Genomic DNA, 21,524 nt, shown 5'->3' with positions numbered 1-21,524 from the left:
GACAAGACCATGCGTGTGCTGATCATCGAAGACGAAGAAAAAACCGCCGACTACTTGCACCGCGGCCTGACCGAGCAGGGCTTTACCGTCGACCTTGCGCGCGATGGCATCGACGGCTTGCACCTGGCCCTTGAAGGCGACTACGCAGTGATCGTGCTCGACGTGATGCTGCCGGGCCTGGACGGCTACGGCGTACTGCGCGCACTAAGGGCGCGCAAGCAGACGCCGGTGATCATGCTCACCGCCCGCGAGCGCGTCGAAGACCGCATCCATGGCCTGCGCGAAGGCGCAGACGATTACCTGGGCAAGCCGTTCTCGTTCCTTGAACTGGTCGCCCGGCTGCAGGCCTTGACGCGCCGCAGCAGCACCCACGAACCATTGCAGATCCAGGTCGGCGACCTGTGGATCGACCTGATGGCGCGCAAGGCCAGCCGCGCCGGCCAGCGCCTGGAACTCACCGCCAAGGAATTCTCGCTGCTCAGTGTGCTGGCCCGACACCAGGGCGAAATCCTTTCCAAGACTGCTATTGCCGAGCTGGTCTGGGACATCAACTTCGACAGCGACGCCAATGTCGTCGAGGTGGCGATCAAGCGCCTGCGCGCCAAGCTCGACGGGCCGTTCGACAACAAACTGCTGCACACCATCCGAGGCATGGGCTATGTCCTGGAAAACCGCGCCGCTTAACTCCATCGCCCTGCGCCTGTCGGCACTGTTCATCCTGGTGGCGCTCGGGGTGTTCGTGCTGATCGGCTCGGCGCTGTACCGCCAGGTCGACCGCAGCCTGGACCTGCTGCCGGCCGCCGAACTGGATGCGCGTTTCAGCGTGCTCGAGTCCACCCTCAACCGCTTCGGCACACCTGAGCACTGGGCCAAGATCAACAACAAGCTCAACCTGCTCAGCGAGGAGGACAAGCGCATCCGCTTCTGGGTGGTCAGCAGCAACCCGGCCTACGAATATGGCCGCCCCAGCGAACTGGTCCGTGCCTTTGCCGAAGGCCCGCCGGGGATGCGCGAGCTGCACCTGCCCGAACGCCCTTACCCGTACAAGGTGCTGGTCAGCGAACACCCGGCCCTGGGCGAGCGCCCGGCGCTGCGATTTCTGATCGGCATCGACACCGAGACGTTCTGGCAGGCCCAGCACAGCCTGCTGGTGGCCATCGTCGGCCTGGCAGTGCTCGGTGTGCTGCTGGCTTCGGTGCTGGGTTACTGGGTGGCGCGCATCGGCCTGCGACCGCTGCTGGCGTTGTCGGTCGAGGCCCAGGCACTGGCACCGCCGCGCCTGGATGGCCGCTTGCAGACGCACAACCTGGCACCGGAACTGGCGCAGTTCGCCGGTGCCTTCAATGCTGCGCTGGACCGGGTCAGCCAGGCCTATTCGCGGCTCGAAGCCTTCAACGCCGACGTCGCCCACGAGCTGCGCTCGCCGCTGACCAACCTGATCGGCCAGACCCAGGTCGCGCTCACCCGCGGGCGCAGTGCGGAGCATTACTTCGAAGTGCTGCAATCGAACCTGGAAGAGCTGGAGCGCCTGCGCAGCATCATCAACGACATGCTGTTCCTCGCCAGCGCCGACCAGGGCAGCAAGGCCACCGCCCTGACCCAAGCCTCGCTGGCCGAGGAAGTGGCCACCACCCTCGATTACCTCGACTACATCCTCGAAGACGCCCAGGTCAGCGTCACCGTCAGCGGCGACGCCTATGCGCCCATCGAAAAGGCCCAGCTGCGCCGGGCGTTGATCAACCTGCTGAACAACGCAGTGCAGCACACGGCGCCGCACCAGGTCATTCGCGTGCATATCGAGGCTGGGGCGGAACAGGTCTGCATTGCGGTGAGCAACCCAGGGCCGGCCATCGACGATGCGCACCTGCCTTTGCTGTTCGAGCGGTTTTACCGGGTGGATGCGGCGCGCAGCAACAGTGGTGGTGGCAACCATGGATTGGGGTTGGCGATCGTCAAGGCGATTGCGTTGATGCATGGCGGGGAGGTGTTCGTGCGCAGCGGTGACGGCGCCAACACCTTTGGCATGCTCCTGCCGATCCTGAAGCCTGCGCGACCAGTGTAGGAGCGGCCTTGTGTCGCGAAAGGGCTGCGAAGCGGCCCCAGATTTTCTGCTATGGCGTAGATTGCTGGGGCTGCTTCGCAGCCCTTTCGCGACACAAGGCCGCTCCTACAAAAAACGCGCAAGCTGTCTAGTACGGTGGTTTGCGGCCAAAGTCCTATTGCCTTTTTCGCCATCATTACCTTTTGCGCAACAGTGCTTATCGCCAATGACGCTGTTTCCGCAGCACTTTAAGGACTAACTTTACACCCGTCCTCATAGCACTTGCCCCGCAAGAAGGTAGTTTCAAACATGTCCAACAGTATGGGTATTGCCAGCGTTTTCGTTCTGTCTTCCCTGTTGTTGTCGCCCCTGGCCATGGCCGAAGAATCCCCGGCTTTCGTTGCTCGCACTGCAGAACTTGCCGCTGTTCACCAAGACTCCCGCGAAGCCCTGGCACACAAGGCCGACGCCGGAAAAGACGCAGAACAGACAGCTGCTAAAGTTTCCAGCGACGCCAATGCCGATAGCTGATCGCGCGTCGCACCCGCTCCCGTTTTCCCTTGGCTACGCCATGGGCACCGTTGGTGCCGATATGTTAGCCTTTTAAAGCCGCTGCCGATCAGCGGCTTTTTTTATGTGCGCTAACTCTCAGCCCCGCTGTAACGTACCCCTATAAAAAGATGCACATTCAAAAATAAAAACTGCCCCACCGCCAGACCAAAGGAGCTAGTACCGGTGCCTTCCGCGTTTCGCTTTACCCCGCTGTTCATTGCGTTGACTGCAACGATCCCTTTCGCCGCCCAGGCAGATGAAGACAAGGCTGATGGCTTCATCGAAGGTTCGTCCTTCAACCTGCATTTTCGTAATGCCTACTTCAACCGCGACAACCACAACGCCGACGTGCGCGACACCCGCGAGTGGGGCCAGGGCGCGGTAGCGCGTTTCGAATCCGGTTACACCCCGGGCGTGGTCGGCTTCGGCCTCGATGCCCATGCCATGCTGGGCCTGAAGCTCGACGGCGGTGGCGGCCATGCCGGCACCAGCATCCTGCCCGAGCACATCAAGGACAACGGTGAACTGGGCGCTGCCCCGCACTCGTTCTCCACCGCCGGTGCAGCGGTCAAGCTCAAGGCATTCGACACCGAGCTGAAAGCCGGTGACCTGTTCATCACCAACCCGGTGATCGCGGGCGGTGAAACCCGCATGCTGCCGCAGACCTTCCGCGGCGTGAGCCTGACCAACCACAGCATCGATGGCCTGCTGCTCGAAGGCGGCCAGGTCAGCTTCACCCACCCGTACAACCAGAGCGGCCACCGTCGTATCGACACCTATTACGGCGCCCTGGACGAACACGACAAGAGCAAACACCTGAACTGGGCGGGCGCGTCGTGGAGCGGTACCGAGAACATCACCACCAACCTGTACGCGGCCGAGCTGAAGGATATCTGGAACCAGTACTACGCCGACTTCGACTACACCTACGTGGTCAACGACCTGGTCAGCCTCAACCCAGGCGTGCACTTCTATCACACCCAGGACACCGGCCAGGCGCTGCTGGGCAAGATCGACAACAACACCTACAGCGTGCACTTCACGGTCAACGCCGGTTACCACAGCGTCACTGCCGCCTACCAGCGGGTCAACGGCAACACGCCGTTCGACTACATCAACCTGGGCGACAGCGTGTACCTGGACAACTCGCGCATGTATTCGGACTTCAACGCCCCTAACGAGCGGTCGTGGAAGCTGCAGTACGACTACAATTTCGCCGGTATCGGCATCCCGGGCCTGAGCACTTCGCTGTCGTACTCGCGCGGTGAGGCAGACCTGACCAAGGCCACCCAGGACACCAGCCACTACGACTACTACCGCGCCGATGGCAAGAACGCCATGCACTGGGAGCGGGACCTGGATGTGAAGTATGTGTTCCAGGAAGGCGACCTGAAGGATCTGGCGGTGCAGCTGCGCTACGCCACCCACCGGGGTAGCCAGGGCTATGCATCGATCGACAGCAACAGCGACAACGATGAACTGCGGGTGATCGTCGATTACCCACTGAACATTTTCTGATCTGAGGCCGCTGGCGAGGGCTTTGCCCTCGTTTCGCGACACAAGGCCGCTCCTACGGGGCCTGGTGTCGCGATTAGGCTCAAAGCTGGCCCACAAGCATTTCCGTCGGACAAATCTTGTCCGACAATCCACGCTTCCCTAGAATGTCGCCCGCCGCAAATGGCCCTGCCTCAGCAGTAGCGCGCATGCCCACTCGATCACCGCGTTTCGCTTTCTACAGGTCGCACCCCGAGCTGATCCTCAACCTGGGCAGTTGCCTTGCCGTGCTCGCCATCGTGGCCATCGTCGGCTACTTGCTGGCTCGCGAGCGCGATAACGTCGAGCAATCGGCGATACGCTCCTCCAGCAACATCGTGCAGTTGATCGAAAGCGATATCCTGCGCAACGTCGAACTCTACGATCAGTCCCTGCGCGGACTGATCTGGGCCGTGCGACACCCGGAGCTATTGAAGGTTGCCCCCGAACTGCGCCAGCAGATCCTGTTCAATCAGACCTTCGCCGCCCCGGTGCGAGGTGACATCCTCTGGCTGAATGCCAAAGGCGATGTGGTAGGTGACTCGATCAGCATCAAACCACGCCAGGCCAACTTCGCCGACACACCGGCGTTCCAGGCTCATCGCGACAACCCGCGCCTCGGCCTGTTCATCAGCCCACCCTTCAAGGCAAGGCTGGGCGACCTCGACTGGTGCATCAGTTTCAGCCGGCGCATCTCTGCGGATGACGGTTCCTTTGCAGGGTTGGCCGCAGGCGCGTTGCGCCTGTCCTATTTCAATCAGCTGTTCCAACGCCTGGACATCGGTGATGAGAGCAGCATCAACCTGCTCAATACCGACGGCCAGTTGCTCGCCCGCCAGCCAACCCGGGACAAGGACCCGCTGATTGGCACCAACTTCGGCGACCGGCCCAACTTCAAACGCATCCTGGGCGAACGCAGCGGCAGCTTCACCGCCAGGTCCAGCATATATGGCACCCAGCGCATCTATACCTTCGCCCGGGTTGCCGACCTTCCCCTGATCGTGCTGGTGGTGCATTCGGCCGAGGAAGTGTTCCAGTCGTGGCGACGTACCGCCATTGTTGTCAGCGTCGCAACCGGCGTGCTGTGTATCGGCATTCTCTGGCTGAGCCTGCTGCTGGGCCGCGAACTACGCCGGCGCCACGAAGCCGAACTAGGCCTGGCAACACTCGCCGCCACCGACAGCCTGACCGGCCTGGCCAACCGTCGCCGGCTGGATCAAGTGCTGCGGCAGGAATGGTCACGTGCCGTGCGCAACCGCAAACCGTTGGCACTGCTGATGGTGGATATCGATCATTTCAAGGCATTCAACCAGCGGCACGGCCACGCCGGAGGCGACCACGCGTTGCGCGAGGTGGCCCATACGCTGCAACAGTGCATCCGCCGACCTGCTGACCTGGCAGCACGTTACGGCGGAGAGGAATTCCAGGTGGTCTTGCCTGAAACCGCACTGAGCGGCGCATTGCTGCTGGCTGAAAGCATCCGCGCGCGCGTGCAAGGATTAGCGCCATTCGGCGACGACGAGCGCTCGGTTACCGTCAGCATTGGGGTCAGTGTCTTCACCCCAGGCACCCAGCAGGACCTGGCGCAGGTGCTGGGTGCTGCGGATGAAGCCCTCTACCGGGCCAAGGCCAATGGCCGTAACCGCGTAGAGGGGCCACTCGATTAGGAGCGTGCGCGGGCCGCGTTACGCAGCGCCTTCACCTGGTCATGGTTGCGCTGTACGCCCTGCAGTTGCTTTTCCACCAGCGCGTAGCTCTGATCGCTGGACTGGCGGCCCAGCTTGACCAGTTTCTCACGGGCTTCCTTGTAGGCCTTGAGGGCATGGTCTTCGCCGCGCTCGACTTCATTGAGCACCGCTTCCTCATCCTTGCCGGTGACCATCGACTTGAGATTGACCCAGCCACGGTGCAAATCACCGCTGATGCTGGTGGAGGTTTCCGGGTCACCGCCCAGGCGGCGCACTTCGCTCTGCAGCTCGGCTGCTGCATTGGCGCACTCACCGGCACGCTGGACGAAGAACGCCTTGAGTTCGGGGTTCTTCACATCATCGGCCGAGGCCTTGAAGCCCTTTTCGCCATCCTTGCTGTACTCGATCAGGTCGTTGAGCACGTCGATCACGTCTTTGTTGGGGTTGCTCATGGCACAAACTCCTTGGCAGGTGATAGTCACCATTACCAGAGCAGCCTTCATGCCAAGCTAAGCAATGCAATTAAATCGTTTTAAATCAGTAACTTAAAAAATAGATAACCGAACAGCGAAACGGCGTTATGCATGATTGCCGCTTGGGTAGTCGTGCAGATTGCAGTATGGTCGCCGCACATTCACAGCCAGGCTTCGTCGATGAAACCGGAAATGCTCGAACTGCTGGTTACCCGCAGCATGCCTTTTGGCAAATACCAGGGACGGATTATTGCCGACCTGCCAGGGGATTACTTGGCCTGGTTCGCACGCAAAGGGTTTCCTGCAGGGGAACTGGGTGGGTTACTGGCCTTGATGCACGAGATCGACCACAACGGCTTGGCCGATCTGCTGGTGCCGTTGCGGCAGAAGCATTGCCGGTAGCCTGTGCTGGCCCCTTCGCGGGCATGCCCGCTCCCACAGGAATTCTACTGATCCGTGGATCATGCGATCCCTGTGGGAGCGGGCGTGCCCGCGAAGAGGCCGGCACTGGCAACAGAATGCTCTAGCCTTTCACCGGCGCCACAGCCAACTCCGCCCGCTCGCTCTTCTTGATCACTGCATACACCACTGCCGTCACCAGGCTCCCCGCCACAATCGCCAGCAGATACAAAAGCGCATGGTTGATCGCATTGGGGATCAGCAACACGAACAGCCCGCCATGCGGTGCCATCAGCTTGCAGCCGAAGTACATCGACAGCGCGCCGGTCAATGCACCACCGGCAATGCTCGCCGGGATCACCCGCAGCGGGTCCTTGGCGGCGAACGGGATCGCACCTTCGGAGATGAAGCACAGCCCGAGCGCCAGCGCCGCTTTGCCCGCCTCACGCTCGCTCTGGGCGAACTTGCGGCGGGCGAGGAAGGTGGCGATGCCCAGGCCGATCGGCGGGACCATGCCGGCGGCCATGGTCGCCGCCATCGGCGCATAGCTCGAAGAGGCCAGCAGCCCCACCGAGAAGGCATAGGCGGCTTTGTTGATCGGCCCACCGAGGTCCACGCACATCATGCCACCCAGCAGCAACCCGAGCAGGATGGCGTTGGTGGTGCCCATGCTGTCGAGGAAGTGCGTCAACCCTTCGAGCATCGCCGCCACTGGCTGGCCGACCACATAGATCATCACCAGGCCAGTGAACAGGCTGGCCAGCAGCGGGATGATCAGGATCGGCTTGAGTGCCTCCAGGCTGCTCGGCAGGCGCGCCCAGCGGGCGATGGCCTTGGCGCTGTAGCCGGCGAGAAAGCCGGCGACGATGCCGCCAATGAAACCGGCACCCAAGGTGCTGGCCAGCAGCCCGCCGATCATGCCCGGCGCCAGGCCCGGGCGGTCGGCGATGGACCAGGCGATGTATCCCGCAAGCAGCGGCACCATCAACTTGAATGCCGCCTCGCCTCCGATCTGCATCAGCGCGGCCGGCAGGGTGCCCGGCTGCTTGTAGGCCTCGATGCCGAACACGAATGACAGGGCAATCAGCAAGCCACCCGCCACCACCATCGGCAGCATGAACGAGACACCGGTGAGCAAATGCTTGTAGACGCCGTTTTTCTCAGCCTGGGCCGGGGCCGCTGCTGCATCCCCAACACTTTCAACCTTGGCTTCTACCAAGGCCTTTTCCAGGGTCGCATGCGCCTGCTTGAGAGCGATACCGGTGCCGCAACGGTAGATACGCTTGCCTGCAAAGCGTGCCGTCGGCACCTCGATGTCCGCCGCCAGCAGCACCACATCGGCCTGCGCGATGGCCTGGGCCGACAGCGGGTTGCGCGCACCGACCGAGCCTTGGGTCTCGACAGCAAGCTGGTAACCGCGTTGTTGCGCGGCCTGTTGCAAGGCTTCTGCAGCCATGAAGGTATGTGCGACGCCGGTCGGGCAGGCGGTCACCGCAACAATCCGTACAGCCGCTGAAGGGGCGACGCTAACCGGTTGCTCGGCCAGCACCGCGGCCTTGCCTGCCGCCTCCTCGAGAAAGCCCTCGCGGTCGGCCAGGGCCTGGGCCGGGGTACTCTGGTATACGCGCTTGCCGGTGAAACGCGCGAGGTCGACCGGGCCGGTGCTGACCACCAGCACCCAATCGGCCTCGGCGATCTGCGCAGGCGTCAGTTGGCGTTCAGGATGTTCGGCATCCTGCACTTCGACACTGGTGCTCCAGCCGCGGCGTTGGGCGGCAGCCGCCAGCAGGCGGGCACTGAGCACGCTGGACACCTGCCCATTGGGGCAGGCGGTGACGATGGCGATGTTCATCGGCAACCCTCTTGTTGTTCTGTCAGTTGCACGGCGGCTTCAAGGCGCACCAGCTGCTCGTGGTCGCAGATGCCGAAGCCGACCTGGGTCACCGCCTGTGCGGCGATGGCGGTGGCGCGGCGCAAGGTCTGCTGCGGGCTTTCCGCCGCCAGCAGGCCATGGACCATGCCCGCGACCAGCGAATCTCCCGCGCCCACGGTACTGGCTACCCGCACCTGCGGCGGCCGCGCCTGCAGCGCTTGGCCAGCGGTGAACCAGCTCACTCCCTGCTCGCCCGCCGACACCACCACATGCTCGACACCGCTGGCCAGCAGTTGCTGGGCCGCGGCACGTTGCTCGGCGGCGGTATGCACGGCCAGACCGAGCACTTCGCCCAACTCTTCGGTATTGGGTTTGACCAGCCAGGGGGCACTCTGCAGGCCAGCACGCAATGCCTCGCCACTGCTGTCGAGCGCCACCTTCAGCCCTTGCTGCCGCAGTTGTTCAAGCAGCTGGCGGAACCACTCGGGGCTGATCCCGCGCGGCAGGCTGCCGGCGACCACCACCGCGTCGTGCCCGGGCGCTACCTGCTGCAAGCGGCGCAACAACTCGGCGCGGTCGGCATCGTCGACATCCGGCCCCTGGCCGTTGATGTCGGTGACCCGGCCATCGGCTTCGACCAGCTTGAGGTTGCTGCGGGTTTCACCGCCCACCCGCACGAAGCAGTCGGCAAACCCGCGCCGGGCGATCAGCGCTTCGAACGGTTGCAGGTTGTCGCGGCCCAGAAAGCCCCCGACGGTAACGCTGTGGCCCAGATCAGCCAGCACCTGGGCCACGTTCAGGCCTTTGCCTGCAGCGTGGCTTTGCTGGGCCTGGGCACGGTTGACATGGCCTGGGCGCAAGGCGTCGAGGCTGACGGTAATGTCCAGCGCCGGGTTCAGGGTCAGGGTGAGAATCTTGGCCATCAGTAACGCTCCACCAGCGCGCGAACCGCCGCAGCGCTGTCCTGTTGCAAGGCCTCGCGCGCCAGGGCGCGGGCCGTTTGGTGATCCACCTGGCGCACCAGGGCTTTGACTTCGGCGATGCTGCGGGCAGCCACGCTCAGCTCGTCGACATCCAGGCCCAGCAGCACGGCAACCGCTTGCGGGTCGGCAGCCAGTTCGCCGCAGACGCCCACCCACTTGCCTTCGGCGTGGGCGGCACGCACGGTCATGTCGATCAGGCTCAGCACCGCCGGGTGCAGCCCGTCGGCCTGGGCAGAAAGGCTCGGATGGCCACGGTCGATAGCCAGGGTGTACTGGGTCAGGTCGTTGGTACCGATACTGAAAAAGTCCACTTCACGGGCCAGCTGCGGCGCCAGCAAGGCGGCGGACGGCACCTCGACCATGATCCCGACCTGCAAGTCGGCGACCGGGATTTCCAGGCGCAGGCGCTCGACCATCGCACGCGCTTCGCGCCATTCGTGGATCTGCCCGACCATGGGAAACATGATGCGCAAGGGACGCTGATCGGCGGCGCGCAGCAAGGCGCGCAGCTGGTCTTCCATGATCTGCGGGCGTTGCAAAGTCAGGCGCACGCCGCGCACGCCGAGGAACGGGTTTTCCTCGGCATCGATCGGCCAGTACGGCAGTGGCTTGTCGCCCCCCACATCGAGCGTGCGCACGACCAGTGGCCGGCCGCCGAGGCCATCGAGCACGCGGCGGTATTCCGCTTCCTGGGTAGCCACGTCGGGGGCCTGCGAATGGGCCATGAAGATCAGCTCGGTACGCAGCAGGCCAACGCCTTCGGCGCCTTGGTCCACCACCTTGTCGATGCCACTGCTCTCGCCGATATTGGCGAACACTTCGACGGCATGGCCATCGCGGGTTACCGCCGGCTGATGGCGTTGGGCCCAGGCGGCTTGCAAGCGTTGTTCGCGCAGGTCACGCTCGGCCAGGGCGCGCTGCAGCTGGTCGGCGGGCGGGGCGATGCTGACCCTGCCACGCTGGCCGTCGAGCAACAACGGCGTGCCGGACGCGAGCAGCAGGATCGCCGGGCCCGCGCCGACCACCGCCGGGATACCCAGGGCACGGGCCACGATCGCGCTGTGCGCGGTGGCGCCGCCGTAGGCGGTAACGATGCCAGCGACACGGGCCGGGTCCAGGCGGGCGACATCGGATGGGCCAACCTCGCCCATTACCAGCACATAGGGTTGCTCAGGCTCGGCCTGGGCCTGCACGCCGCACAGCTGGGCCAGCACCCGGCGGCCAATGTCGCGCAGGTCGGCAGCACGCTCGGCCAGCAGGGCATCGTGCAGCGCTTCCTGCTGGCGCGCTGCCGCTTCGATCACCGCCATCCAGGCGGCGGCCGCACTCTCGCCCTGTGCCAGGCGAGCGTCGACATCGTCGCTCAGGGCCGGGTCGGCGAGCATTTCCTGATGGGTGACGAATATCTCGCCAATCGACGGGTCGCTGCGCTGCACCAGCGCCTGCAACTCGCCGTTCACGGCCTCCAGTGCATCGCGGAGTTTCAAGCGCTCCTGGGCGGGCGACTCGCCACGCAGTGGGTAGTCGATATCCCGTTCGACGCAGACATGCGCCGGCCCGCTGGCAATCCCGGGGGATGCACTGACCCCCTGGACGCAGCTGCCGGCAGCAGGCGCCTGAAGCGGTGCGGCCGCACTGGCGACGACTGGGCTGGGGGTTGGCAGCAGCGGCTCAACCGCTTCGCCCAGGCCCTGTTCGATCGCGGCCAGCAGCACTGGCAAGGCATCCGCGGCGATCGACGGTTCAGCGGTCAACTCCAGTTCCTGACCGCGGCGGGCGCCGAGGCTGAGCAGTTTGCTCAGGCTCTTGATCGACACCGCCGGCTGCGCGCTGTCGAGCACACGCACACGGATATCGCCTTCGAAGCCCTTGGCCAGCTGCGCCAACACCTTCGCCGGGCGAGCGTGCAGCCCATGCGGGTTGGCCAGCACGATCCGCACACTGGGCCAGTCAGCCGGAGCCTCGCCGCCCAGCACCTCCAGTACGGCGCGGCTGCTGGTGGCCTGGTAGAGGGTTTGCCCACGGCCTTCGATCAGCACTTCGCACAGGCGCTCAAGCAGCGCCTGATGGGCCGCGCCGAGGCTGGCCAGGCAGAACAGGCCATTGAGCGGCTGGTCGCGATAACGCAGGGGCTGCTGCGGGGTGATGAAGGCAAGGCCCGGTTGACGCACCTGGCGCTCGCTGTGCAGCCACCACAAGCCCTCACCCAGTGGCAGGGGGTCGGCCTGTTGCAGCACGGCAGCGAAGCCGCTGTCGACACAACCGGCGCGCTGCAGCAGACGCGCACCGCGCCAGGCCAGCTCGTCGAAATCTTCGGCCGGCAGGTTCAGGCCGACCAGCTGCGCATCCAGCGCCAGTTCCTGCGGCGCACCTTGCAACAGTTTGAGCAACGCCTCGGCAGAGCTGGCCCGGCGCAGCGCCTCGGCCAGGTCGGTTTCACCGAGGGCACGGGTCAACAGCTGCAGCAGGCGCAGATGTTCGTCGGAACGGGCGGCAATGCCGATGGCCAGGTAGACGATCTGGCCATCCCCCCAGTCCACACCTTCAGGGAACTGCAGCAGGCGCACGCCGGTGGCAAACACCAGCTCGCGCGTTTGCGGGGTGCCATGCGGGATGGCGATGCCCTGGCCAAGAAACGTCGAGCCTTGCGCTTCGCGCGCCTGCAGGCCGTCGAGATAACCGTCGGCAACCAGGCCGTCGGCAACCAGCTGCTCCGCCAGCAGGCGCAGCGCCGCTGACTTGTCGGCGGCCTTCTGGCCCATGGCTATCTGCTCTTTGGCGAGCTCGAGCATGACCTTCTCCTTTTGCAGCCCCGGCTTGGTTTTGATGCCGGGTACTGAGGTATTGTTGTGATATTCACGGAATCAGCCAGTTCGACGGCCTTGCAAGGCCGACAGTCGAGGCAGAAAAATCAATAGCTGAAACGTTTAATCTGACCAAGCGGCCACGTTACTCGATAATCTTCCGAGGAAAAAGCCCCATCCTGTCGGACAATTGCGACAATGGTCGTCTGCGCGTGGCGGCCAACCCGGGTCAAACTACCCGGTCCTGGTTCCGTAGCCAGTCCCGGTAATAACAAGGAAAATTCGGTGAAACTCAGCGATATCGCCCGTCTGGCCGGTGTGTCAGTGACCACTGCCAGTTATGTCATCAATGGCAAGGCCGAACAGCAGCGCATCAGCAACAGCACTGTCGAGCGGGTGCGTGCGGTGGTCGAGGCCCATGGCTTCACGCCCAACCCGCAAGCAGCCGGCCTGCGCAGCCGCCACACCCGTACCCTGGGCTTCATTCTCCCGGATCTGGAGAACCCCAGCTATGCCCGCATCGCCAAACAGTTGGAACAAGGCGCCCGCGCCCGGGGCTACCAGCTGCTGATCGCCAGCAGCGACGACCAGCCCGACAGCGAGCGCCAGCTGCAGCAGCTGTTCCGCGCCCGCCGTTGCGATGCCCTGTTCGTCGCCAGCTGCCTGCCGCCAGAGGACGACAGCTACCGTGAGCTGCAGGACAAAGGCCTGCCAGTGATCGCCATCGACCGGCGCCTGGACCCGGCGCACTTCTGCTCGGTGATCAGCGACGACCGCGATGCCAGCCGCCAACTGGCCGACAGCCTGCTGGCCACCGCGCCGAAAAGCATTGCACTGATCGGTGCCCGCCCGGAGCTGTCGGTCAGCCAGGCCCGCGCCGGTGGTTTCGACGAAGCGATGCAAGGGTTTGCCGGGGTGATCCGCCGCTATCAGGGCGAGGGATTCAGCCGTGAATGCGGCCAACGCCTGATGCAGCAGCTGATCGACGAGCATGGCGGCCTTCCGGACGCCCTGGTAACGACCTCGTATGTGCTGCTGCAAGGGGTGTTCGACACCTTGCAGACGCGCCCGGCCGATTCGCGCCAGCTGCACCTGGGCACTTTCGGCGACAACCAGTTGCTCGACTTCCTGCCGCTGCCGGTCAACGCCATGGCCCAGCAGCACGGCCTGATCGCCGCCACCGCACTGGAGCTGGCCCTGGTCGCCATCGAGGAAAAGCGCTACGAGCCAGGCGTGCACGCCATTGGCCGAACCTTCAAGCAACGCATCAGCGCGGCCTGACCATGCGCCTGATCGACACCCACACCCACCTGGACTTCCCCGACTTCGACGCCGACCGCCCGCGCCTGCTGGCCAATGCGGCGGCGCGCGGGGTGGAGCGCATGGTGGTGTTGGGGGTGTACCAGGCGAATTTCCAGCGGGTGTGGGACCTGGCCTGTGCCGAAGACGGCGTGCATGCGGCCCTGGGGTTGCACCCGGTCTACCTGGAGCAGCACCGGCCGGAGCACCTGACGCAACTGCGCGAGTGGCTGCAGCGCCTGCATGGCGACCCACGGCTGTGCGCGGTTGGCGAGTTCGGCCTGGACTACTACCTCGAAGCGTTGGACAAGCAACGCCAACAGGCGCTGTTCGAAGCCCAGCTGCAGATGGCCTGCGACTTCGCACTGCCTGCCCTGCTGCATGTGCGCCGCAGCCATGCCCAGGTGATCGCCACGCTCAAGCGCTACAAGCCGGCGCGTGCAGGGGTGATCCATGCCTTTGCCGGCAGTTACGAAGAGGCGCGCGAGTACATCAAGCTGGGCTTCCGGCTTGGCCTGGGCGGCGCAGCGACCTGGCCGCAGGCGTTGCGTCTGCACAGGACCCTGCCGCGCCTGCCGCTGGACAGCATCGTGCTGGAGACCGATTCGCCCGACATGGCCCCGGCGATGTTTGCCGGCCAGCGCAACAGCCCGGAGCATCTGCCCGAGATTGCCGAAGCGCTGGCCGAGCTTATGGGCATCGAGGCTGAGACACTGGCTGAGGTCAGCAGCAGGAATGCCTGTGAGCTTTTTGGCTGGCAGCACTCGCCTCTTCGCGGGTAAACCCGCTCCCACAGGTATTTCACTGAGCCTGGGTGTTGCGGGTCCCTGTGGGAGCGGGTTTACCCCCGAAGGGGCCAGAGCAGGCAACACATGAGTCGGCCCTAGACCCTGAATGCCCCGATCAAACGCTTCAATTCCACTACCTGCGACGAAAGCACCCGGCTGGCATCCTCGGCCTGGCAAGCGCCTTGGGTCGTATCCTGCGACGCCCGGTTGATCGCGACGATGTTGCGGTCGATGTCATGGGCGACCGCCGTCTGCTGCTCCACCGCCGCGGCGATCTGTTGGTTCTGCTCGACAATGCCTCCCACTGCCCCAAGGATGTTGCCCAACGCCTGCTGGACCTGGCGTGCTTCATCCACAGTACCCGCAGCCATCTCATGGCTGCTGTGCATCGCCCGCACCGCCTGCTCCACGCCATCGCGCAGACGCTGAATCATCTGCGCGATCTGCGCGGTGGAGTCCTGGGTACGCCGGGCCAAGGTACGTACTTCATCGGCCACCACGGCAAATCCCCGGCCCTGCTCACCGGCCCGCGCCGCTTCGATGGCGGCGTTCAACGCCAGCAGGTTGGTCTGCTCGGCAATGCTGCGAATCACCTCCAGCACCTGGCCAATGGCCTGGCTGTCATCGGCCAGCCGATTGATTGCCAGCACGGTCTGGTCGATTTCCTCGGCGAGGCGACCGATGCTCTGTTGCTGGCTGGCCACCAAGGTTCGGCCGCTGACGCTTTCCAGATTGACCTGCTGGGCGCCGTTGGCCGCCAGCGCGGCACTGCGCGCCACCTCTTGCGCGGTGGCGCTCATCTGGTTCATCGCCGTGGCCACCTGTTCGATCTGTTCACGCTGGCCACTGACCGCCTGATTGCTCCGCGCCGACACCGCCAGCACCTGCCCGGCCTGCTCTTCGACGGCCACCACGGTGCGCCCGACCTGGTCGATCAGGCTGCGGATACGCCGCACGGTTTCGCTGAAACCCTGGCCCAGTTCACCCAGTTCATCACGGCTGTGCGCCTGGAAGCTGACCGTCATGTCGCCCGCCGCCACTTTGTCCATGGCCCCCCCCAGGCGGCGCAGGGTTGCCCGGGTCGAGACATAAAAACCGCCGTACAAATACAGGATCAACACGAAAACACCGGCCAGGACCGCGCCCAGGGCAAGCATGCGCAAGCGTTGCTCGGCCAAGCGTTGCTGAAGCTGCGCCTGCAGATGCCCGAGTACGGCATCATTCAGGCGATACGTCTGTGTCATCAGCTCGCTGACCTGCTGATAGAACCCCGGCCATGGGGCATCGAGGGTCTGCGCCACGACCACTTGCTCTTCGAACAACGCCGCGGCCTGTCTGAGTGTCGCCTGGCTGGCTTGCGCTGCGACCTTTAAAGCCGCTGTAGCGCCGGGGTCCGTGGCCAGGGCGTCGTTCAGGCGCAGGGCATAATCTGCCGCAAGACGCTCCAGGCGTTGCAGCACATCTTCGAAACGGGCGCTGCCCGAGGAATCGATGAACCCCCTTCCCAGCGCAATGGCGCCGAGGGCCCTGCCCTCTCCGAGCGTCTGGGTAACCTGCGCCGTGGCGCCCCCGAGCAGTTCGCTCAACTGGCGTACCGAAGCCTGGCGGTCCTGGCTCAAGCCAGCCTGGCTGGCCACCTGCTTGCCCAGCAGCTGGCCCTGGGCCTGCAGCTTGTCGAACAGGGCCGCCTTGCTCTGCAACGAAGACTCTGACCGGGCGGCGACAAATGCCGCAGTCAACTCTTCGAGCTTGTCTGGCGGCACCGCCTCATCGCCTTGCAGCCTGTGCAGCTGTGCCTGGAGCTGGTCCTGCAGCGCTGCGATTTGCGTTTCTACATCCCCGGCCTGGCCCGACTGGCCGAGCACGGCATTGATCTGCAACAGGTTGCCCAGCGCTTCCAGGTCGGCGCGCAGGGACAGGCTGTCCGCCAGCGGGGCAATGCCCTGCAACTCGACGCGGGTGGCATGGAACTGATGGTAGGCATCGCGCACCAGATAAAAGCTGGTGGCCAGCATGGGCAGGAAGAACAGGACGCTGATGAGGCTGAACTTCTGGCCGAAGCTCAGCCGATTCATCAATGCGATGGCCGGGTAGAGCAGACGCTTCACGGGCACCTCCATGGATTCTTGTTGTTCTGCAGAGATAGCACTCGGCCACCTGTATAACGCAGATCGAATCGGAGGTTTGTAACTTAAGGTTAATCAACAGCTAGCAGCGCCCTCTTAGCAGGAGCGGCCTTGTGTCGCGAAAGGGCCGCAACGCGGCCCCTGCAATTTGTGCGTTGACGCTGAAAACCTGGGGCTGCTTTGCAGCCCTTTCGCGACACAAGGCCGCTCCTACACCAGCACTGTCCACAGGGCAAACCCTGCATACCACAAAACCGCGCAGCGCAGCAGCAAGTCCCACAGGCTGTCCAGCCGCCCCAGGCCGCGTTGTGGGTCTTGTTCCCTGGGGTTGTCATCGGCAACGTCATCGGCGATGCGCCCGACCCTGGCCACCAGGTGCCCGGCGCTGATGTGCCAGTTGAGCAACTCGTGCAGCATCACCCGCATCACCGCAACGAAGTTGCCGACCAGCGCGAAGCTCAGGGTCAGCACGCGTACCGGCAGCCAGTCCATGATGTGCCGCAACTGTTCGGCGCGGGTCTTCAGCGCAGGCTGGCGGCTATGCTCGCCCGTCAACGCCAGCAGGCGGTAGGCCAGGGCCGCGCCTGGGCCAAGCACGAAGTACCAGAAGATCACCGCGAAAAAGCTCTGGTAGGCCTGCCACAACAGGTAACCCTGCACACGGACCAGCAAGCTGTGCGGCTCGTCGGCCGCCAGGCCCAGGTCACGTTCGGCCACATGCAGCGCGGCCTGGTCGTCGCCACGCCGCCAGGCATCGCGAAACGGCCCCAGGGAACCCTTGGCATCGCCACGCCCCAGGCTATAGATCAGCACCAGCAGGTGCACCGGCAGGGCCAGCAAGCCATAGGCCACAGGGTCCAGCACGTGCAGCAACAGCACCAGCAGCGCCACCGGCGCCAGCACCAGGATCGCCAGCGTCCACCCGGGATGCACCTTGCCGCTGCGCTCCAGGCGCACCAGCTCGCCCAGGAAGAACCCGTCCCGTTGCACCTGATGGCGCAGGGCAGAAAACTTCTCTATCCACAGCGTCAGTAACAGCACCAGAAAGCTCATGCGTCGTCCTCGTTGTCCTTCACCGCCTTGCGGTAACGCGCCCAGTCGAACGCCGGGCCGGGGTCGGTCTTGCGCACCGGAGCGATATCGCAGTGGCCCTGGATACGGTCAAGGTCGATCACCGGCCAGGCGGCCTGGATCTGCCGGGTCAGATGCTTCAGCACCGCATATTGGGCATCTGTATAGGGCAGGTCGTCGGTACCTTCCAGCTCGATACCGATGGAAAAGTCGTTGCAGCCCTCACGCCCGTCGAAACTGGATACACCGGCATGCCAGGCGCGGTCGAGCAGCGACACGAACTGAGTCACCGCACCGTCGCGTTCGACGAACAGGTGCGCCGACACCGTCAGGTGGCTGATGCTGGCAAAGTACGGGTGTTCATCAGGATCCAGGCGGTTCTGGAAGAATTGCTGCACCTTGCCGCTACCGAAGCAGGCTGGCGGCAGGCTGATGTTGTGGATCACCAGCAGGGAAATCGCTTCACCCTCCGGGCGGGCATTGAAGTTCGGTGAAGGGCAGTGAGTGATTCCGATTCCGTGGAACCAGCCAGTGGCACGGTCCAATTGCATGGGGCAGATCCTGAAAAGCGCCGGTACAGAGCCGCAGTATGCCCTGCGCATGGGCCGCAGTGCATGTGAATGATTGTAATGCCGTCGGCTCAATTCACCTGTTGCTGACGCAGGCCTTCGAGTACGGTTTCCAGGGCCCGCTCGAACAGCAGGCCATCATCCAGCAACCGCGCCTCGCCTCGGCGCAGGGCTTGCGCCAGGCCGACCGTGTTCCATTCGCGCACCTTCATCCCGGTGCGGTTGGCGAAGACCAGCCGGTCGCTGCTGTCGATGCGCGCCACCAGCTTGCAGCGCAGCGGCTCGTCGTCATCGAGCATTTCCACCCAGGTACCGATCCGCAGGCGCTGCACCAGGCGCAGCTCTGGCGCTTGCTCATCGCGTTGAAGCAGCGGTGCGCAGACGGACTCCTCGGCGATGGCCAGCACGATGTCCTCGGCCACCAGCACTTCAGCCAGTTCACCACTGCCGGCTGGCTGGTCGGCCCCCGCGCAGGCACGCAAGTGCAGTTGCTCCAGTTGCAGGAAGAACTCGCGGGTGGCAGCCGAGTCCAGCGCCACGCTGGCCAGGCCGTCACGCAGGGCCTTGAGCAGGCCAGGCACTTGCTGCAACAACACCTGCGGCTGCTGATGCGGGGCGATGCTGGCAAGCAAGGTATCCATTGTCTCCAGCCCCTGCTGCCAGGCTGGGGACGCTTGGCCCTGCTTGAGCCAGGCCATCAACAGTACCTGGCTCCAGGCGTGCACCAGCATGTGCACCACCCCCTGCGGCAGGGTGCGCCCGCGCAGACGCTGGTTGAGCGCTTGCTGCACTTGATGACGTGCCTGCAAGGCACGGGCGCGTCCTTCTTCAGCATCGCGTGTGCGCTGCTCGAGCAGCTCGTTGCGCCGGCGCTCGTCCTGGCTGAAGGCGAGGAAATCATCGAGCAGCTCGGCGAACAGCATGGTGTCTTCGGTGAAATCGTTGAGCAAGCGCTGGACGATGCGCTCCACGCGCAGATGCAAGCTGTCGCGCATGCCTTCGCTGCCGGTTTCCCAGCCGATCGCAGCAGCGGCGATTTCGTTGAGCAGGCGCCGCGCCGGGTGGCTGGCACGGCTGAACAGGCTTTTGTCCAGCAGCGCTACCTTGAGCAGCGGAATATGCAAGCGAACGATCAGTGCGCGCAGGCTCTGCGGCAGGTTGTCGTCGGCAGCGATGCAGGCGAACAGCAGGCCGACCAGGTTGATCGTGTCCTCGTCGGCGCAGGCGATGCGCCGGCGGGTGCCACTGCGCACGCTGACCCGCAGCAGCAGCTGTTCAAGCTGCTGGTCCAGGTCGAAGTCGTCATCGTCGGTCGTTGCCGGCACGTAGTGCTGCAGGTGCGAAAGCAGGCGCAGCAGGTCGGCAGTACTGATCGGCTGGGCGGCGGTGGCGGCTTGCAGGCGAGGAGCAACACGGCCTCTGCAGGGGGCCAGCAGCCCTTCCAGCGACCGCATGAAAGCCTGCCCGGCACTGTCAGCGCCCATCGCATCGGCCTCGAGGTTGGCCGACACGCGTCGTGTACCCAGGCGGCGGTCCTCGGCCCGCCGCCGCGGAGCCGCCTGCAGCTCGGGCATCACGCCCGCAGCGGCCAGCAACTGGTTGGCTTCTGCATAAAGCACGTCGACGTCACGCAGCACATAACGCTCGAACAGCTTCAGGAGAATCAGCTTGACCCGCAGGCCGACGCCCAAGTTGCGCCCGGCATCGAGGAAGTAACCACACAGTGCAGCAGGCCCGAACGGGTTCTGCTGTTCGTCGAAGCTGCGCAAGAGCAGGCATTGCAAACGCTGGCCCAATTGCTCGAGGGCGACGCCGTCGCGCGACAGCACGCGGGCAACCATGCCATCGACAGCAGCGGTACGCTCCTTTTGCGCTTTGGTTTTCGCCGCCATCTGGCCCAGCGGGTCGAACTGGCCGATCCGGGCGAAGGTGTCGTAGAAGATGTCGAGAAAGCCGCGTTCGATGTGCTTGCGCTTCAGGCGCAGGTCGCGCATGGCCTCGAAGTAGAGGTTCTGGTCGAACCGGTCCACCGCCCGATCGGCCATTTCGAACAGCGTATCGTCGGCATTGTCGAACATCGCCTGCAAGCCCTGACGCATTTGCAGCGCGGCCTTGTCACGCACCTGCAGGAGCAACACCGGGAGGCAAGGCAAAGGCGTGCGAGCGCCCCGATCGATGGCGGCCGAGAGGGGCACCACCTTGCCTTCTTTTTGCATCCCGGACTCCTTGCTGGGTGACGTAATCGATACGGCGAGAAATCGTCAAAGCTATGACGCCAAATGTTGGGCGCCATTATCGATAAAAATGCCGAAAGCTGCCAGCACTCTTCACTGGCCGATTAATGACCGCGGTTTCAGGCAAATGCTCACGCGGCCTGACCAAAGGTCGCCTGCACGGCAGTTGTACACGGCGCCGCCCCCCTGCCCTATAATCGCCGGCACCTAGCTTGTGGAGCCGACCATGCCGAACCTACGCCTTGCCGACCTGACCGCCGAGATCGAAGCCAATGTGCGCCGCGCACTGCTGGAAGACATCGGCAGTGGCGACATTACCGCGCAGCTGATCCCGGCCGAGCGCCTGGCCAAGGCCACCATCATCACCCGCGAAGACTGCGTGATCGCCGGCACCGCCTGGGTCGATGCCGTGTTCCGTCAGCTCGACCCGCGCGTGGCGGTGCACTGGCAGGTTGCCGATGGCGAGCGCGCCACCGCCAATCAGCCGCTGTTCCACCTCGAGGGCCCCGCACGTTCGCTGCTCAGCGGCGAGCGCAGCGCGCTGAACTTCCTGCAGCTGCTGTCGGGTGTGGCCACTCGCGCGCGCTTGCTCGCCGACCTGGTCGAAGGCACCCAGGTGCAGTTGCTCGACACCCGCAAGACCGTGCCGGGCCTGCGCCTGGCTCAGAAGTACGCGGTCACCTGCGGCGGTTGCCACAACCATCGCATCGGCCTGTATGACGCCTTCCTGATCAAGGAAAACCACATTGCCGCCAGCGGTGGCGTGGCCGAAGCCGTGGCCGCAGCGCACCGCATCGCCCCCGGCAAGCCGGTGGAAATCGAAGTGGAAAGCCTTGACGAACTGCGCCAGGCGTTGAATGCGGGCGCGGACATCATCATGCTCGACGAGCTGACTCTGGACGAGATGCGCGAGGCTGTGCGTATCACCGCGGGCAAGGCCAAGCTGGAAGCCAGTGGCGGGGTCAACGAAACCACCCTGCGGGTGATCGCCGAGACCGGCGTCGACTACATCTCGATTGGCGCCATGACCAAGGATGTGAAGGCCGTGGACTTGTCGATGCGACTGAGCCTGTGAGCGAATCGCAGGCATG

The 21,524-nt window shown here is 64.4% G+C and carries 17 protein-coding genes and 1 pseudogene; 9 read left to right on the top strand and 9 right to left on the bottom strand.

Going from position 1 to position 21,524, the window contains the following annotated elements; translation table 11 throughout:
• Positions 1-9 precede the first annotated feature (9 nt).
• The 5 genes from APH33_RS23950 (at position 10) to APH33_RS23930 (ending at position 5,793) form a co-directional block, all read left to right on the top strand.
• A complete protein-coding gene (locus tag APH33_RS23950; RefSeq protein ID WP_054887523.1) occupies positions 10-684 on the top strand; it encodes a heavy metal response regulator transcription factor in 675 nt (224 codons plus the stop codon).
• Positions 659-2,062, top strand: a complete 1,404-nt coding sequence (locus APH33_RS23945; protein WP_054887522.1) for a heavy metal sensor histidine kinase — start codon at positions 659-661, stop codon at positions 2,060-2,062. Before APH33_RS23950 ends, APH33_RS23945 begins: the two co-directional genes overlap by 26 nt.
• 288 nt (positions 2,063-2,350) lie before the next feature.
• Complete coding sequence (locus APH33_RS23940) at positions 2,351-2,572, top strand: hypothetical protein (protein WP_054887521.1); 222 nt, start codon at positions 2,351-2,353, stop codon at positions 2,570-2,572.
• 204 nt (positions 2,573-2,776) lie between these two features.
• On the top strand, positions 2,777-4,111 hold the full coding sequence (locus APH33_RS23935; protein ID WP_054887520.1) for an OprD family porin: 1,335 nt from the start codon (positions 2,777-2,779) through the stop codon (positions 4,109-4,111).
• A 185-nt stretch (positions 4,112-4,296) separates the two neighbouring features.
• Complete coding sequence (locus APH33_RS23930; protein WP_054887519.1) at positions 4,297-5,793, top strand: diguanylate cyclase; 1,497 nt, start codon at positions 4,297-4,299, stop codon at positions 5,791-5,793.
• Here APH33_RS23930 and APH33_RS23925 read toward each other — a convergent pair.
• On the bottom strand, positions 5,790-6,266 hold the full coding sequence (locus tag APH33_RS23925) for a PA2169 family four-helix-bundle protein (protein ID WP_054887518.1): 477 nt from the start codon (positions 6,264-6,266) through the stop codon (positions 5,790-5,792). The two genes, APH33_RS23930 and APH33_RS23925, sit on opposite strands and share 4 nt — an antisense overlap.
• A gap of 201 nt (positions 6,267-6,467) precedes the next feature.
• Between APH33_RS23925 and APH33_RS23920 the strand changes: the two genes are divergently transcribed.
• Complete coding sequence (locus APH33_RS23920) at positions 6,468-6,689, top strand: DUF3820 family protein (RefSeq protein ID WP_054887591.1); 222 nt, start codon at positions 6,468-6,470, stop codon at positions 6,687-6,689.
• A 121-nt stretch (positions 6,690-6,810) separates the two neighbouring features.
• Here APH33_RS23920 and APH33_RS23915 read toward each other — a convergent pair whose 3' ends face one another.
• Genes APH33_RS23915 through ptsP form a run of 3 tightly spaced genes read right to left on the bottom strand, consistent with a single transcriptional unit; the run spans position 6,811 to position 12,334 of the window.
• Positions 6,811-8,538, bottom strand: a complete 1,728-nt coding sequence (locus APH33_RS23915) for a PTS fructose-like transporter subunit IIB (protein ID WP_054887517.1) — start codon at positions 8,536-8,538, stop codon at positions 6,811-6,813.
• Entirely contained in the window at positions 8,535-9,482 is a 948-nt protein-coding gene (gene pfkB / locus APH33_RS23910; RefSeq protein ID WP_054887516.1) for a 1-phosphofructokinase, read from the bottom strand. The genes APH33_RS23915 and pfkB overlap by 4 nt, the downstream gene beginning before the upstream one ends.
• On the bottom strand, positions 9,482-12,334 hold the full coding sequence (gene ptsP, locus APH33_RS23905; RefSeq protein WP_054887515.1) for a phosphoenolpyruvate--protein phosphotransferase: 2,853 nt from the start codon (positions 12,332-12,334) through the stop codon (positions 9,482-9,484). Before ptsP ends, pfkB begins: the two co-directional genes overlap by 1 nt.
• A 297-nt stretch (positions 12,335-12,631) precedes the next feature.
• On the opposite strand from ptsP, the gene cra reads away from it, so the two are divergent.
• The gene (gene cra, locus APH33_RS23900) at positions 12,632-13,627 is read left to right on the top strand and encodes a catabolite repressor/activator (protein WP_054887514.1); all 996 of its coding nucleotides are present in this window, start codon (positions 12,632-12,634) and stop codon (positions 13,625-13,627) included.
• 2 nt (positions 13,628-13,629) lie between these two features.
• Positions 13,630-14,427, top strand: coding sequence for a TatD family hydrolase (locus tag APH33_RS23895; RefSeq protein ID WP_054887513.1), 798 nt, complete (start codon positions 13,630-13,632; stop codon positions 14,425-14,427).
• Between the two features lie 101 nt (positions 14,428-14,528).
• Here APH33_RS23895 and APH33_RS28090 read toward each other — a convergent pair whose 3' ends face one another.
• From APH33_RS28090 to APH33_RS23875, 5 genes and pseudogenes are all read right to left on the bottom strand, one after another.
• Positions 14,529-15,233 (bottom strand): methyl-accepting chemotaxis protein, encoded by a 705-nt coding sequence (locus APH33_RS28090; RefSeq protein ID WP_371263271.1) that lies wholly within the window; start codon positions 15,231-15,233, stop codon positions 14,529-14,531.
• Between the two features lie 153 nt (positions 15,234-15,386).
• Positions 15,387-15,590: pseudogene (locus tag APH33_RS28085) on the bottom strand (HAMP domain-containing protein); the annotation flags it as partial.
• 1,179 nt (positions 15,591-16,769) lie between these two features.
• Positions 16,770-17,612, bottom strand: a complete 843-nt coding sequence (ampE, locus tag APH33_RS23885; protein ID WP_054887511.1) for a regulatory signaling modulator protein AmpE — start codon at positions 17,610-17,612, stop codon at positions 16,770-16,772.
• A complete protein-coding gene (ampD, locus tag APH33_RS23880) occupies positions 17,609-18,181 on the bottom strand; it encodes a 1,6-anhydro-N-acetylmuramyl-L-alanine amidase AmpD (RefSeq protein ID WP_054887510.1) in 573 nt (190 codons plus the stop codon). The genes ampE and ampD overlap by 4 nt, the downstream gene beginning before the upstream one ends.
• Before the next feature lie 89 nt (positions 18,182-18,270).
• Positions 18,271-20,415, bottom strand: coding sequence for a DUF1631 domain-containing protein (locus APH33_RS23875; protein ID WP_054887509.1), 2,145 nt, complete (start codon positions 20,413-20,415; stop codon positions 18,271-18,273).
• 244 nt (positions 20,416-20,659) lie between these two features.
• Here APH33_RS23875 and nadC point away from each other — a divergent pair, with 244 nt between their 5' ends.
• Positions 20,660-21,508: a carboxylating nicotinate-nucleotide diphosphorylase gene (gene nadC, locus APH33_RS23870; RefSeq protein WP_054887508.1), complete on the top strand. Its 849-nt coding sequence runs from the start codon at positions 20,660-20,662 to the stop codon at positions 21,506-21,508.
• Positions 21,509-21,524: the final 16 nt, after the last annotated feature.

It is taken from the genome of Pseudomonas sp. NBRC 111130, assembly GCF_001320485.1.
Taxonomy (GTDB): domain Bacteria; phylum Pseudomonadota; class Gammaproteobacteria; order Pseudomonadales; family Pseudomonadaceae; genus Aquipseudomonas; species Aquipseudomonas vlassakiae.
Note: the sequence above shows the minus strand (reverse complement) of the source record. Positions and strands in the feature narration are given on the sequence as shown.